Annotated in this window: 15 protein-coding genes; 10 read left to right on the forward strand and 5 right to left on the reverse strand. The window is 63.1% G+C overall.

The genetic code is table 11. The annotated features are described in order from the left end of the window. Nucleotides 1–283: 283 nt before the first annotated feature. Entirely contained in the window at nt 284–694 is a 411-nt protein-coding gene (locus tag NKH23_RS16275) for a cupin domain-containing protein (RefSeq protein ID WP_292653907.1), read from the reverse strand. Nucleotides 695–753: 59 nt separating this feature from the next. Beyond that, nucleotides 754–1,416: a TetR/AcrR family transcriptional regulator gene (locus NKH23_RS16280; RefSeq protein ID WP_352717984.1), complete on the reverse strand. Its 663-nt coding sequence runs from the start codon at nt 1,414–1,416 to the stop codon at nt 754–756. Between the two features lie 206 nt (nt 1,417–1,622). On the opposite strand from NKH23_RS16280, the gene NKH23_RS16285 reads away from it, so the two are divergent. The 4 genes from NKH23_RS16285 (at nt 1,623) to NKH23_RS16300 (ending at nt 6,568) form a co-directional block, all read left to right on the forward strand. Further along, a complete protein-coding gene (locus NKH23_RS16285) occupies nt 1,623–2,354 on the forward strand; it encodes a GntR family transcriptional regulator (protein WP_352717982.1) in 732 nt (243 codons plus the stop codon). A gap of 56 nt (nt 2,355–2,410) precedes the next feature. After that, nucleotides 2,411–3,517 carry a mandelate racemase/muconate lactonizing enzyme family protein gene (locus NKH23_RS16290; protein WP_352717980.1) on the forward strand — a complete coding sequence of 369 codons (1,107 nt, stop codon included), beginning with the start codon at nt 2,411–2,413 and terminating at the stop codon, nt 3,515–3,517. A gap of 211 nt (nt 3,518–3,728) precedes the next feature. Then, nucleotides 3,729–5,051, forward strand: coding sequence for an NAD(P)H-dependent oxidoreductase (locus NKH23_RS16295; RefSeq protein WP_352717978.1), 1,323 nt, complete (start codon nt 3,729–3,731; stop codon nt 5,049–5,051). A 20-nt stretch (nt 5,052–5,071) separates the two neighbouring features. Further along, the gene (locus NKH23_RS16300; RefSeq protein ID WP_352717976.1) at nt 5,072–6,568 is read left to right on the forward strand and encodes a xylulokinase; all 1,497 of its coding nucleotides are present in this window, start codon (nt 5,072–5,074) and stop codon (nt 6,566–6,568) included. 100 nt (nt 6,569–6,668) lie between these two features. Here NKH23_RS16300 and NKH23_RS16305 read toward each other — a convergent pair whose 3' ends face one another. Beyond that, nucleotides 6,669–7,631 (reverse strand): sugar-binding transcriptional regulator, encoded by a 963-nt coding sequence (locus NKH23_RS16305; RefSeq protein ID WP_031211026.1) that lies wholly within the window; start codon nt 7,629–7,631, stop codon nt 6,669–6,671. Between the two features lie 266 nt (nt 7,632–7,897). Here NKH23_RS16305 and NKH23_RS16310 point away from each other — a divergent pair, with 266 nt between their 5' ends. From NKH23_RS16310 to NKH23_RS16330, 5 genes are all read left to right on the forward strand, one after another. Further along, nucleotides 7,898–8,908 carry an ABC transporter permease gene (locus NKH23_RS16310; protein WP_352717974.1) on the forward strand — a complete coding sequence of 337 codons (1,011 nt, stop codon included), beginning with the start codon at nt 7,898–7,900 and terminating at the stop codon, nt 8,906–8,908. 150 nt (nt 8,909–9,058) lie between these two features. Next, the gene (locus tag NKH23_RS16315) at nt 9,059–9,997 is read left to right on the forward strand and encodes a sugar ABC transporter substrate-binding protein (RefSeq protein WP_353035076.1); all 939 of its coding nucleotides are present in this window, start codon (nt 9,059–9,061) and stop codon (nt 9,995–9,997) included. Nucleotides 9,998–10,030: 33 nt separating this feature from the next. Continuing rightward, nucleotides 10,031–11,539, forward strand: a complete 1,509-nt coding sequence (locus tag NKH23_RS16320; RefSeq protein ID WP_352717970.1) for a sugar ABC transporter ATP-binding protein — start codon at nt 10,031–10,033, stop codon at nt 11,537–11,539. A gap of 126 nt (nt 11,540–11,665) precedes the next feature. Then, nucleotides 11,666–12,430 (forward strand): SDR family oxidoreductase, encoded by a 765-nt coding sequence (locus NKH23_RS16325; protein ID WP_352717968.1) that lies wholly within the window; start codon nt 11,666–11,668, stop codon nt 12,428–12,430. A gap of 8 nt (nt 12,431–12,438) precedes the next feature. Beyond that, nucleotides 12,439–13,224 carry an SDR family oxidoreductase gene (locus NKH23_RS16330; RefSeq protein WP_352717966.1) on the forward strand — a complete coding sequence of 262 codons (786 nt, stop codon included), beginning with the start codon at nt 12,439–12,441 and terminating at the stop codon, nt 13,222–13,224. Nucleotides 13,225–13,280: 56 nt separating this feature from the next. Here the strand turns inward: NKH23_RS16330 and NKH23_RS16335 are convergent, their stop codons facing one another. Together NKH23_RS16335 and NKH23_RS16340 are read right to left on the reverse strand one after the other, a co-directional pair. Further along, a complete protein-coding gene (locus NKH23_RS16335; protein WP_352915770.1) occupies nt 13,281–14,351 on the reverse strand; it encodes a D-alanine--D-alanine ligase family protein in 1,071 nt (356 codons plus the stop codon). A 33-nt stretch (nt 14,352–14,384) separates the two neighbouring features. Then, on the reverse strand, nt 14,385–14,513 hold the full coding sequence (locus NKH23_RS16340) for a hypothetical protein (protein ID WP_352915767.1): 129 nt from the start codon (nt 14,511–14,513) through the stop codon (nt 14,385–14,387). Between the two features lie 90 nt (nt 14,514–14,603). On the opposite strand from NKH23_RS16340, the gene NKH23_RS16345 reads away from it, so the two are divergent. Beyond that, nucleotides 14,604–14,879: a hypothetical protein gene (locus NKH23_RS16345; RefSeq protein WP_352717962.1), complete on the forward strand. Its 276-nt coding sequence runs from the start codon at nt 14,604–14,606 to the stop codon at nt 14,877–14,879. Nucleotides 14,880–14,893: the final 14 nt, after the last annotated feature.

Consider the following 14,893-nt stretch of genomic DNA (forward strand, 5'->3'; position numbering starts at 1 on the left):
GGGTCATCCGATGCTGGCCTCCACTCCAGCCAGCATCTTGAATCACAAAACAGATAAATCTGGAATCCCCTTTGATTCCGTCAAAGGGGGAACCGCTCTAGCTGTGAAAGCAGTTTGTGGATCAGCAAACGAGCCATCCATCCAGCCGACGGCTTGTCGCGGCTGCACGTAGCACTCGCGCGAAGGCCCGCTTCGACCCTGGATGGATGGACTGCTGGATTTAGGCGGCATAAGGCACCGTCGTCCAGGTCAAATCCTGAGCCTGGCGCAACGGTTTCGCCGGTCAGGCCGCCTGCAGGATCTGGATTCCGTGGCGTCCGGTAAGCTCGATCACGCGGTTAATCATGTCAGCGGTCGGCGGGCCGGAGGGCGCGTCCTTGGATGCAGCCTCTTCGAAGAATGCGATCATCTCGTCGTCGACGATCGCCATGAATATAACCGGCACGGGACCAGCATTGCGATAGCCATGGGGCGCGTTGCCCGGAATGGTGACGACATCACCGGGTTCCACCTCATATTCTTGCGCGACACCATCGATCACCGTCCACATCGTGAGAGTGCCCTCGAGAATGCGGAAAATTTCCGCGGAAGGATGCGTGTGGGGCGGCGTGCCGCTTCCAGGAGGTACCGTGACGTCGATCACGTTGAGTGCCGTCCCAGCGAGCTTTGCCCGGACAGCGACCTGATCGCCCATCACCCAGAAGCCTTGAACCGAATCGGCCGGATGGACCGTCGCTTTGGTCTTATGCCAAGTCACTTGCTTTTTCCCTTTCGAACAGCGCCCTGCTGCGATTTTGCCGCATTGAGCAAGGCGCGAATTGCCCAGGCGGCTGCCTCTCCGGCCTCACGGCCGGTAAGACCCCAGTAGTCTTTCATCGTCTGCCAGGCAGTGGCGCTGAACAGGAGCTGGATCACGGCCTCAAGCTGGCGCGCCGCCTTCGGGTCCATTCCGTTTGCGACTTGCGAAAGGCTGCTCCGAAAGGCACGTTGCCGCTCACCATTGGCTTGCAGGCGCATCTCGCGCCCGGTAGCGCTCGCATGCGAGGCCCTGACTACGCCTTCGATTGCGTCCAACGAAGCGAAAAGGTCGGGAGGAAGATCGATCAGATCCTGCTCCCGCTCAGGCCAGAACCGCACTCCCAGCGAGGCATTGGTGCTGGCCCAAAAGGCTTCCAGAAGCGCTTCCTTCGTCGGGAAGTGGCGGAAGATCGTCCTTCGGTTCACGCCCGAAACCTCGGCAACCTCATCGAAGCCAAGGAGGCTGTATGGATTTTGCTCCAGGATCGTTCGAATGGACGCGAGGATGCGCTCGCGCGTCGCCTGCGCCTGCTCTGCCCGCAGCGGGCTCTCGTATTTCTGAGTCATCATTTGTGAATTCATGTCACTGCTAGTGACACAAAGCTTCCCAGTCGTCAATGGACATTGCGAAGGCTACGCACCAGTCCGTTTCCCGCTGCGAGAAGCCAGCTGACGCTCAGCGAGGCGAGCGGGAAGGCTTGCGTGGCCAGGCTGGCTGAGGCCGGAAGAGCGCCAATGTCATGCAGGATCGACAATCCAGAAATTCCTCTTGTTAGATTGTCGACAATCTGCTTGTGTCGCTTTTGGTCTCCTGGAGCAGCCGGATGGCAAAGCTGGATTTCAATCCGATCGCCGATACGACACGCAGGGCAGAGATCGTCGCGCTGCTCCGGCGGGCGATCCTGACCGGCCAGCTGGAGCCGGGGCAGAAGCTCAACGAACTCAGGATTTCCGAGCAGATGCGGGTGAGCCGCGCGCCGCTGCGCGAGGCGATGCGCGAACTGGTGCAGGAAGGCATCCTGACCAGCATCCCCTACGCCGGAACCTTCGTCATCGACGTTACCGCCAAGGATATCGACGATGCCTATTCGCTCAACAAGGTGCTGGACGAATTCGCCATCGCGCGGACCTGGTCGCTTCGCGACCAGCGCTTCTTCGACGAACTCGACCGGCGCCATGCGGCGGTGAAGCAGGCGACGCGCGAACTGGACACGACGCGGCAGATCGAAACGGCGCTGCAACTGCATGGCCTGATCCACGAATGGGCCGACAATTCGGTGCTGCTTGAAACGTGGCAACGGCTGACCAGCCGGCTGCAGATGTACTTCGCGTTGCACCAGCGGGCGCGCAACGAGCCGGTGCCTGCCGAAGATGCTCACGAGACCTATGTGCGGCTGCTCAAGGGCACCGACATGCGCGCCGCCCAGCGCCATGCCAAGGAGCACATCGATTTCGATTTCGAGGCATTGCTCGCCTATGCGCGCGGGCTGGAGCAACGCGGCTCAAATGACGCTAGTCGTGCAAGTCTGACCCGCGGCCGGCCCGAAACCGCCTGATGAGCCCGATAAGTTTGGTGGGCCACCCTTAATATCGCAGATAACGGACAGAAAACGTGCAGATCAAAACCATTGAAGCCTACCATGTCGTCCAGCCCTTCGTTGACGGGCCTTATCGTATGTCCAAGGGGCGCGTCGCCGATGCGTTCGACGCGGTGATCGTCGCCGTCACCGCCGATAGCGGGCTCACCGGCTGGGGCGAGATGGCGCCGCTCGGCAATTTCTATTCGCCGGCCTTCGCCGCCGGTACGCGCGCCGGTGTCGTCGAGATCGCGCCGTATCTCATCGGCCATGATCCACGCGGGCTTGCCAGTATCAACAGGCTGATGGATACCGTGTTCAAGGGCCATCCCTACATCAAGTCGGCGCTCGACATGGCGTGCTCGGATCTTGCGGCGCGCGCCGCCGACGTGCCGCTGGTGACACTGCTTGGCGGACGCGAAAGCGAGACTGCCGAACTCTACAAGGTCGTCACCCACGGCACGGTCGACGCGATGGCAGCACTCGCCAAGCACATCGTCGACCAAGGATTTCACCGGCTGCAGGTCAAGGTCGGCGGCAACGTCCATGACGACATCGAACGCGTCACAGCCGTTGCCGCCGCGGTGCCGAAAGGCACCGTCATCTTCTGCGACGCCAATGCCGGCTGGACCCCTTACCAGGCGCGCCAGTTCGTGGATGCGACGCGCACCATCGACTATACGTTCGAGCAGCCCTGCACGACGATCGACGAATGTCTGTCGGTGCGCCGCTCGCTCGACAAGCCGATGGTGCTCGACGAATCCGTCGCCTCGCTGGATGATATGCTCGACATCCATCGCAAGGGCGCCGCCGACGGGCTGACGCTGAAGATCTCGCGGCTCGGAGGAGTAACCAAAACGCGCCAGATCCGCGACCTTGCCGTCGACCTGGGCTTCATGATCACGGTCGAGGACACTGGCGGCGCCGAGATCGACACATCGGCCATGGCGCATCTGTCGCTGTCGACGCCGGAGGAGCGCCGGCTGCACGCCATCGCCTTTCACGAATGGGTGACGGTGCGCACCGCATCCAACATGCCGCCAGTTTCGGGAAGCCGCATGGGCATTCCGGACGGGCCGGGACTTGGCATCGATGTCGTTCCCGACCTGCTCGGCGCGCCCTTCTTCGAGATCGGCAGCTGAGCGCAATAAGGCTGCACCCAATCGACCTGAATATGCCGCGTCCTTCTGACTGCAGAGGCACGGCCGTGTGGATTGACCGCTCATCCAATCGTCTTCGGCCGATTGCAGAGCGACAATGCCCAATTGCCGGTTGAAATATTTTTCATTTGGAAATAGAAATGTTCAAAACTGATTTGGACGCTGCGGCGCGTCAGGAACTGGAGGAAGCGACATGTCCCATCCGCAATTTGCAGCGGAACTTCTGCAGCGCGCTGAACAGCAGGGACCGATCACCATCGGGCTTGCCGGCGCCGGGCAGATGGGCACCGACATCGTCGTCCAGGTCGCGCTGATGCCGGGCATGCGGATCGGCGCCATCTCCGAAGTCAGGCCGCAGGCAGCGATCGACGCGGCGCTGCTCGCTGGCCACGACCGTTCCGACATCGTCCAGGCCGGCAATGCGGCGGCGATCGACCGCGCCATCGAGGCCGGCAAGATCGCGGTGACCGAAGATTTGCATGCGCTGGCGGCGGCCGGCCGTATCGACGTCATCATCGACGCGACGGGCAATCCCAATATCGGCACGCTGTTCGCGCTCGAAGTGATGAAGAATGGCAAGCACATCGTCATGCTCAATGTCGAGGCCGACATCACCATCGGCCGCTTCCTCAAGGAGGAGGCACGCAAGGCTGGCGTCGTCTATACCGGTGCGGCCGGCGACGAGCCCGCCTGCACGCTGGAGATCATCGGCTTTGCCAAAAGCCTCGGCTTCAACATCATCGCCGCCGGCAAGGGCAAGAACAATCCGCTGAAGATCGACGCCATGCCGGCCGACTACGAGAAGGAGGCGGCCGAGCGCAACATGAATGCGCGCATGCTGGTCGAATTCGTCGACGGCTCGAAGACGGCGATCGAAATGGTGGCGATCGCCAATGCGACCGGGCTGGTGCCCGACGTGCCGGGCATGCACGGCCCAACCGCGACGCTGGAGGAACTGGCCAGCGTGCTCTGCCCGCGCGAGAATGGCGGCGTGCTGCATCGCAAGGGCGTGGTCGACTATTCCATCGGCAAAGGCGTCGCGCCCGGCGTGTTCTGCATCATCGAGACCCGGCATCCGCGCGTGCTGGAGCGCATGATCGACCTCAAGGTCGGCAAAGGCCCCTATTTCACGATCTTCCGGCCCTATCATCTGACCAGCCTGGAAGTGCCGCTGTCGGCGGCGCGCGCGGTGGTCTACAAGCGCGCCGACATGGAGCCGCTCGACCGTCCGGTCGCCGAGGCGGTGGCGGTTGCCAAGAGCGATCTTGGTGTTGGCCAGTCGCTCGGCATGATCGGCGAGAACGACTATCGCGGCTTCGCCATGACGTGGGACGATGCTCGCGCCCGCGGCGCCCTGCCGCTCGGCCTTGCCGAACGCGCCAAGGTGGTCAAGCCGCTCAAGACCGGCGACTTCCTGACCTATGAAAATTGTGTACCCGACGATTCGATGGTGATAACCCAGATCCGCCGCCGTCTCGACCAATCGGACGGACGGTTCGCTACCAACGCAGCCTGACCCCGCCGGATCTCCGCCTGATGGACGATGTCGTAATCGGGATCGATGCCTCGACCACGGCCGTGAAGGCAATTGCCTTCACGCGCGACGGCGAAGAGCTGTTCCAGGCGCGCGAAGCCTATCCGCTTTCAAATCCGAAGCCTGGCCATTTCGAGCAGGACGCCGAACATTGGTGGACCGCGCTGCTTGGCGCATTGAAGCAGGTCACCGAGGCGGTCGGCGCTGCGCGGGTGGCGGCGATCTGCATTGCCCACCAGCGCGAGACCTTCACGCTGGTGGACAGCGCCGGCAACCCACTTATCCCTGCGATCCTGTGGCTCGACGAACGCGCCCGGCCTCACGTTATCAGGCTTTCGGCCGAACTCGGCCGCGAGGCGATCCGCGACTGGAGCGGCAAGCCGCCGGACCCGACGCCGGCGCTCTACGCCATTGCCTGGCTTGCCGAACACCAGCCCCAGGTGCTTCACCAGGCAGCGGCGGCGGTCGACGTGCACGGCTTCTTCGTTCAGCGGCTGACCGGGCGATTGGTCACCAGCACCGCAAGTGCGGATCCGCTCGGGTTGCTCGACGTCGAGAAAGGTACCTGGCATCCCCGTCTCGTTGCGGCCGCCGGACTGCAGATGGAGCAATTGCCCGAGCTGGTCGCGCCGGGCGCAATTTGCGGCGGGCTTTCCACAACCGCGGCGCAGCTGACCGGCCTGGAGGCTGGCACGCCGGTTGTGGCAGGAGCGGGTGACGGGCAAGCTATGGGCCTCGGCATGGGTGTCTATGGCGAGGGCAAGAGCTATCTCTCGCTCGGCTCCGGCGTGGTCAGCGGCTGCTATTCCGGCAAGGTGAAAACCTCGGACGCCTTTCGAACGCTGGTCTCGCCGACCGGGTCCGGTTTCATGCTGGAGACCGTGCTGCGCTCGGGCATGCAGCTGGTCGACTGGATCGTTCGCACGACCGGTTCGCCGTCGGCGGCAGCGCTGGAGAAAGCTGCGCTGGATGTTGCCGCGGGCAGCGAGGGCCTGCTCATCATGCCCTATTGGGCCGGCGTCATGAGCCCGTATTGGGACGGTGCGGCACGCGGCGCCATTGTCGGCCTGTCGCTGGACCACCGGCCGGAGCATCTCTTCCGCGCTGTCCTGGAAGGCATCGCCTTCGAGCAGGCCGTTGCCACCGAGGCCATGGAAGCCCGGGCCGGCGGCAGACCGGCAGCGATAATTGCCGCGGGCGGCGGCACCAATTGCGCGCTGCTCATGCAGATCATGGCAAGCGTGCTCGAGCGGCCGCTCTCGGTTTCGCCGGTCAACGAGGCCGCCGCACTCGGCGCTGCCATGCTGGCGGCTGCCGCCGTCGGCTGGTTTGCCTCGCCGGAAGCCGCCGCGAAGGCAATGGCCGCCACTCCCACCAGGCATGTCGATCCGGTCGACGGACTTGTCGCCGGCTATCGCGACCGCAAGGCAATCTACCGCGATCTTTATCAGGCGACGCGCGACATCCACACCCGCCTCGGCGCTCTCAGCCGGATCTAAAGCGCGTCGCGTTCGACCGGCCTCATGCGATGCGCTTTAGATTCTTGTTTTGATGCATGTCGTTACCGCAAAACCGCTGCACACTTTTGCGCGACATGCATTAGCGGTTGAGCAGGCCCTTGGCCGCGTCTTCGTCGGTGATCAGAACCGATACCTTGGTGTTGGCGAGTGCAGCCCGCATCACCGCAACCTTCTCGCTGCCTCCCGACACCAGGATGATGCTCGGGATATCCGATAGATCCTGCAGCGGATAGGCACAGACGCGGCGGTTGACCTCGTGGTCGACCGGGCGGCCCTCGGCGTCGATGAAATGACACAGAATATCGCCGACGGCGCCGGCCGCCTGCAGTTCCTCGAGTTCGCTGGGCTTGATGAAGCCGTAATTGGCGATCGGGCTGTCGTTGGAAAACGAGCCGACGCTGAGCACGGCGATGTTTGCCCGGCGTGCTCGGAAGACGACGTCCTGAACGCTGCGCTGGCTCATGAAAGCGTCGCGCTGCTCCGGCCTGTCGGCATAGACCGGCACCGGCAGCAGGAAGCACTCCGCACCGATCTTTTCGGCGAAATCCCAGGCGCTTTCTGTCGGGTTGAGCGGCTGGGCATGGGTCAGGCCGCCAAGCATCGAAACTACCGTCGTCCTGGCGATGGGCCGCCGCGGCAATTCATTGATGGCGAATTTCAGTGTCCGCCCCCAGCCCAGTGCGATAACATCGCCGGCATTCACGTGGTCGGCCAGGTAGGCGGCGGCGGCGTGGCCGATCATCAGCGGCGCGTTGCTTCGGTCGGCCGCCGACGGTACCACAACAGCTTGGCTGAGGCCGAACCGCTGCTTCAGGCTTTCCTCCAAAATCACACATTCGACGACGCTGTCGCGGATGCGGAACTGGACGACACCCTCTTCGCGGGCGGCGGAGAGAATGCGATGCACCTTGATGCGGCCGACGCCGAGAATTTCGGAAATCCGCTCCTGTGTAAGGCCCTCGACATAATAGTGCCAGGCGGCGCGGGCCTTGAGTTCGGCGTCGGGGAAGCGCGAGGCTCTTTCGTTCTCTACGATCGTCATCTGTTTGCCTTGCCGCAGCCGCCGGCTCTGCTCACGATATTCCAATCCGGCGACTTCGAAATGCCCAAGATTTCGGAGACCTTGCGTAAGGCAAACCGGCGGACAGCGCAAACCCGTCGTCGAATGAAGCGGCAGGCCTTGACAATTTTCCGACGAACAGTTTAGCTGAACAAAATTGCATACTAAAGATAAATTGTTCACAGGGAGGGGCCTGGTGAACAAAGTGGCCCGGTGATGCAGCGCCGGATTGCTGTGGAGGAGACAAAGTGGCTGTGAGCAACGACGCAAGCGAGTTGAAGGCAGGCTCTGGCGCGCAGGCTACGGCGGGCACAAGGTTTTCGGCTGTCTTTGCCGGAACCATGGGCCCGCTGATCGGGCTGGTTCTGCTGTGCCTGGCGCTCTCGCTGACTACCGACACCTTCCTGACTGTCCGCAACATCCTCAACGTGCTCGACCAGGTCACCGTGCTCGGCATCATGGCGATCGGCATGACGCTGGTCATCCTGATCGGCGGCATCGACCTGTCCGTCGGCTCGGTGCTGGCGCTGGCTTCCATGGTGATGGGCTTCGTCGCCCATCCGGACTATCTCAATCTCGGCCTGCCGGTCGGCATCGCCGCAGCCCTCGTCGTCGCTGGTCTTTGCGGGCTGGTTTCGGGCCTGCTGGTGACGGTCACCAAGCTGCCGCCCTTCATCGCCACGTTGGCGATGATGTCGGTGGCGCGCGGTCTCGCCAACATGATCACCGACGGCTCGCAGATCGTCGGCTTTCCCGACTGGTTCACCAGCCTGTCGATCATCCGCCATTTCGGCTTCCTGTCGGTCACCGTCGGGCTGATGATCGTGCTTGCCGTCATTTTCGCGATCTTCCTGAATTATCGCGCCACCGGACGCAGCCTCTACGCAATCGGCGGCAGCGCCGAAGTCGCCCGGCTTTCCGGCATACCGGTCAAGTCGCTGACCAACTGGGTCTATGCGATCTGCGCCGTGCTCGCCGGTCTCGCCGGCATCGTGCTTGCCGCCCGGCTCGATTCCGTCCAGCCAAGCTCCGGCCTCGGCTACGAACTCGACACGATCGCGGCAGTGGTGATCGGCGGCGCCAGCCTGTCGGGCGGCGTCGGTTCGATCGGCGGCACCGCCATCGGCGTCCTCATTATCGGCGTGCTGCGCAACGGGCTGAACCTGCTCGGCGTGTCGCCCTTCATCCAGCAAGTGGTTATCGGCGTGGTGATCGCGCTGGCGGTGGCCACCGACACCTGGCGCCGCCGAGCACAATGAAGAATGGGGCACAATGAAGAATTGGGCTCAATGAGATTCACCCGGATATTCGGGCGAAAACGGATCGGTGATCCGAAACTGGGAGTTGTTCGGCCAAGGGGCGCCGCGATGCGCGGGCAGGACAGATTGAACATCAACGGAGGAATAAACATGCTGACCAAACGTTCATTGCTGCTTGCCGCCGCGGCCGTCATCCCGCTGCTTGGTCTGTCCGACATGGCCTCGGCCAAAGAGGCCAAGAAGCTCGGCCTCGCCGTCGCCAATCTGCAGGCCGACTTCTTCAACCAGATCAAGCAGTCCGTCGAAGCCTACGGCAAGGAAAAGGGCATCGAGGTCGTCACCGTCGACGCCAAGGGCGATTCGGCGACCCAGGTCAGCCAGGTGCAGGACCTGATCACGCAGAACATCGATGCGCTGATCTACATTCCGGCCGGCGCCACAGCCGCCACCGTGCCGACCAAGACCGCCAAGGCTGCCAGCATCCCGGTCATCAATGTCGACCGCAACGCCGACGGCGCACCCGGCGACACCTTCATCGCCACCAACAGCGTGGCATCGGCCAAGGCGGTTTGCGACTACATCGCCAAGCAGGCCGGCGGCAAGGGCGAGTTGATCATCATCCACGGCCAGAAGGGTACGACGCCCGAGGTCGACCGCTCGAAAGGCTGCGGCGAAGCGTTGAAGGGCTGTCCCGACATCAAGGTGGTCGGCGAATTGTGGAGCGAAGGCTGGCACCAGGACGAAGGCTTCAAGCTGACGCAGGATTTGTTGCAGTCGCATCCCGATGTGTCGATCGTCATCGGCCAGGCCGATGCGCTGGCGCTCGGTGCGGCGCAGGCCGTCAAGGTCGCCAATCCCGGCCACAAGGTCTGGGTTGCCGGCTTCGACGGTGACGTGGCGGCGCTCAAGGCACTGAAGGACGGCGTCTTCGACGTGACCGCGACGCAGCAGACCCAAGGCATGGGCCGGCTTGCCGTCGATGCAGCAATCAAGCTGGTGGCCGGCGAGACCATTCCCGCCGAACAGCTGCAGGATGCGACGCTGACCACCAAGGACAATGTCGAGCAGTTCATCGCCAAGCATCCCTGATTGAGACCAGTCCGGCAGTCGACGAGCGCAACGATGTCCACCGATCCTCGCCACACGCACAGCCTCCATAGCGGGCTCGTCGTCAGCGGCCTCTGCAAGAGCTACGGGCCGGTACAGGTCCTGGCCGATGCGAGCTTCGAGGTGCGGCCGGGCGAGGTCGTGGCGCTACTTGGCGAAAACGGCGCCGGCAAATCGACTGTCTCAAACATCATCGCCGGGTCGACCAAGCCCGATGCCGGCACCATCACCTGGCGGGGGAACCCTTATTCCCCCGCCAATCCTGCAGCGGCGATCGACGCCGGCATCGGCATGATCCATCAGGAGCTGAAGCTCTTGCCCGATCTGTCGGTCGCCGAAAACGTCTATGTCGGGCGCCTGCCGATGCGTGGCGGCCGCATCGACCGCGCGGCAATGAATGCACGGGCATCGGCCCAGTTGAAGCGTCTCGGCCTCGATGTCTCGCCCGAGCGCAAGGTGCGCACGCTGCGTATCGCCGCCCAGCAGCAGGTCGAGATCGCCAAGGCGCTGACGCTCAATGCCGAGCTGCTGATCTTCGACGAACCAACGGCAGCCCTCGGCGGCGAGGAGACGGAACTTCTGTTCCAGCAGATCCGCAAGCTCAAGGCGGAAGGCATGTCCTTCATCTATATCAGCCACCGGCTGGACGAGATCGCCCAAATCGCCGACCGCGTGGTGGTGATGCGCGACGGGCGCATCGTCGCCCGGCACGAGCGCGCCGACATTCCGGTGCGCACTGTCGTCGAGCAGATGGTCGGCCGCAGTGTCGAGCGGATGTTCCCTACGGTATCGGCGCCGGGCAACGACACGCTGCTCGAGGTCGAGAACCTGTCCTCGCCGGAACGCAGCTTCCAAAATGTCAGCTTTTCGGTGCGGGCCGGCGAAATCCTCGGCATTGCCGGGCTGATCGGCGCCGGACGCACGGAGCTGGTGCGGGCGATCGCCGGTGCCGATCCGATCTCATCGGGATCGGTGCGCGTCGCCGGCAAGCCGGTGCATCTCAATGGCCCGGCGGCGGCGATCAAGGCCGGCGTCGTTCTGGTACCGGAAGACCGCAAGGCGCAAGGCGTGGTGCTCGACCAGACGATCGGCGAGAACCTGGCGATCGGCAATTTCGACCATGTCGCGCCGAATGGCTGGGTGTTCCCGAAGGCGGTGCAGAAATTCGCCGAGGCTGGTATTCGCCGGCTCGGCGTCAAGGGACGGCCGAACCAGGCGGTCAGCAAGCTCTCCGGCGGCAACCAGCAGAAAGTGATCATTGCCAAATGGGTGTCGCGCCCGCCCAAGGTTTTCATTCTGGACGAGCCGACGCGCGGCATCGACGTCGGTGCACGCGCCGCGATCTATGATGTCATCGCCGACCTTGCCCGTTCCGGCATGGCGGTGGTGGTCGTGAGCTCCGACCTCGAGGAAGTGCTCGGCCTGTCGCATCGTGTGCTGGTGCTGAGCCGCGGCCGGCAACGCGGCATTCTTGACCGCAGCGAAGCAAGCAATGTCGCTGTGATGGAACTCGCCACGAGCTAGGACAGCCCATCGAAACAAAGCGCAGCAGGTGGTATCCTCCCAGGCACCAGACCGCGCGGGGCGCCAGCAACAGAGTTGGCGCCCCTTTATTTCCGGAGGACGGCGGTTGGAGCAAAGGGACCGACGATGAAACTATTCGAACTTCATGGTGACGTGGCACTTGTGACAGGCGCCGGCAGCGGCATCGGGCAAGCAATCGCCATTGGGCTGGCCGAGGCCGGCGCCGACATCGCTTGCTTCGGCCACGCCTCCAAAGGCGGGCTGGAGGAGACCGCACACCAGATCACCGCATTGGGCCGCAAAGCACTGGTGCTGACCGGCACGGTGACTGCAGAGGCCGATCTCGCGGCCGCGATCGAGCGTACGGAGGCGGAACTCGGCGCGCTGACGGTCGCCGTCAACAATGCCGGAATCGCCGGAGCTGAGCCGGCAGAGACGCTGTCGCTGGAAAAATGGCAGAAGCTCTATGACGTCAATGTCAGCGGCGTGTTCCTGTCCTGCCAGGCCGAGGCCCGCGCCATGCTGACGCGGCGCAAGGGCTCGATCATCAACATCGCCTCGATGTCGGGCTCGATCGTCAATCGCGGCCTGACCCAGGCGCATTACAATTCGTCGAAGGCCGCGGTCATCCACATGTCGAGGAGCCTCGCCATGGAATGGGCCGATCGCGGCCTGCGCGTCAACGTCGTCAGCCCCGGCTACACGCTGACGCCGATGAACAAGCGGCCGGAGGTCGCCGACCAGGTCAGGATCTTCGAGCGCGATACGCCGATGGGCCGCATGGCGGCGCCGGAAGAGATGGTCGGCCCGACCGTGTTCCTGGCCAGCCGCGCCGCGAGTTTCGTCACCGGCATCGACCTGATCGTCGATGGCGGCTTCGTCTGCTGGTAGGAGAAAAGATGCAGAAGCGATTCCAGGGAAAAACGGCGGTCATCACCGGCGCCAGCGGCGGCATCGGCGCGGCAATGGCCAGGCGCTTCGCGGCGGAAGGTGCCGCGGTCGTCGTCAGCGCCATCGACGCGCGCGTCGACGAGGTTGCCGCCGATCTGAAGGCTGCGGGCGCCAGGGTCGCATCGCTGCGCATGGACGTGACCAGGAAGGACGAGGTCGTTGCCCTCTACGACCTGGCCGAGCAACAGTTCGGACGCGTCGACATCTCCGTACAGAATGCCGGTGTCATCACCATCGCCAGGATCGAGGCGATGACCGAGGCCGAATGGGACAAGGTGATGGCGGTCAACACCAAGGGCGTGTTCCTGTGCTGCCAGGAGGCGATCGCGCGCATCCGCAAGCATGGCGATGGCGGCCGGCTGATCAACACCGCATCCGGCCAGGCGCGGCAGGGTTTTATCTACACGCCGCATTATGCGGCCTCGAAATTCGGCGTCGTTGGCATCACCCAGAGCCTCGCCAAGGAAGTGGCCAAGGAGAAGATCACCGTCAACGCGATCTGCCCCGGCATCATCGACACCGACATGTGGGCCTATAACGATGCCGCATGGGGCAAGTTGATGGGCGACTACAAGCCCGGCGAGCTGATGGCCGAATGGGTGAAGAACATCCCGATGGGCCGCGCCGGCAGCGGCGAGGATGTCTCCGGCCTGGTCAGTTTTCTGGCCAGTGACGATGCAGCCTACATCACCGGCCAGACCATCAATGTTGATGGCGGCCTGATCATGTCGTGAGCGGCGGCGCGGGCCAACGTACCATCGACCGGGATATGAAAGCCGCTTCGCTGCGTTCAGGCTGCTCGGCCCGCCCGTGCCAATCCATGTTCCACGAGCCGGTCGATGATTTCGGAATAGCTGACGCCGCTTGCCGCCATTGCCTTGGAATACATGCTGATATCGGTGAAGCCGGGGATGGTGTTGATTTCATTGACCAAGAACTGCATGTCCGGTGTCAGGAAGAAGTCGATGCGCGCCATCCCGTCACAGCCGACGGCTCTGAAAGCCCTTGCGGCTACATCCCGCATGCTTGCCTCGACCTCCGGCGGCAGTTCGGCCGGCACTTTCAGCACCGCGCCGTTCTCGTCGATGTATTTGGCATCGTAGCTGTAGAAACCGTGGCTTTCCGCCGGCACGATCTCGCCTGGCCGCGAGACGAACAGGTCGCCTGCCGGGTCCTCCAGCACGCTATATTCGACCTCGCGCCCACGAATGAATTCCTCGGCCAACAGCTTGCAATCGTGCCGGAAGGCTTCAGCAAGCGCTCCATCGAATTCCTGGCTGGCATTGATCTTTCTGACGCCGACAGACGATCCCTGACGCGCCGGTTTGATGAAGAACGGCAGGCCGAGTTCGCTTTCCAGTGTAGCGAGGGCGGGTGCCGCACCTTCATGGATCGTCACTGAGCGCGCGATTGGCAGCCCCGCCGCTTTCAGGAGCCGCTTGGCGATATCCTTGTCCAGCGCGGTTGCTGAACCCAGGATGCCGCAGCCGGCGAGCGGCACCAGAGCCACCCCGGCCACCCCCTGTACCGAGCCGTCTTCGCCATGAGGGCCGTGCAGGACGGGAAACAGGATGTCGATCTTTGGCAGATCATAGGGCGTGCCGTCGGCCGGGATCGCCATCATCCGTCCGCGCCCACCCGGAACGAGGCAAACTTGCGTGCCGCCCGCAGGTTTTGCGAGCGTACCATCCTGGAAGCTGCTCAGCAGCCACTGTCCTTCGCGCGTGACGAAGATTGGGACGGCATCGTATTTGGCGGGCAGCAGAGCCCGCATGACATTGGTTGCTGAAAGCACCGAAACGTCATGCTCGGCGGAACGTCCACCAAAGAGCACGGCGATGCGCAGTCTGTTCAGGGTCATGAAAGCCTCGGATATGATCTGGTGTTGAAAAGGTCAGAAGCCGGTGGCGATACCGCGGTTCGCAAAGAAGTAAGGCGCTTTGGTCTGCTGCATTGTATCGGTACCCTGGCCTCGCGGCTCGCATAAGGGATGACTGGCAACCTTGGCTTTTTTCAAACCCATCTACGGGTCCATGCAAAAAGACGGGCCGTGAAATTGGCACCGGCGTTAATCGTTGCGCGACATGAACGTTGGTATATATAATTTCATCTCATGAAAGTGGCTCTGGGCGAGTTGCCGAGCCAACAGCCGAGATCATGGGACTTTGATGGTTTTTACCTCAAGACCGGCGATCGATCCGCGGATGACTGCTTCGGCAGCAATCCTTCAGCAGTCATGACGCGGCCGGTCCCGCGCCACATCTTCACCAATTTGGGCACCACCCCGTTTTGCGCCGGCATCCGCTTCGGCAGCATTGTGGCGCCTACGGCCTTGCGCAACGACCAGCTTTTCCAACACAATCAAAAAAAGACGCAAGAAGGGAACTAACGATAATTTCCACC

The organism is Mesorhizobium sp. M1328 (assembly GCF_040318075.1).
Taxonomy (GTDB): domain Bacteria; phylum Pseudomonadota; class Alphaproteobacteria; order Rhizobiales; family Rhizobiaceae; genus Mesorhizobium.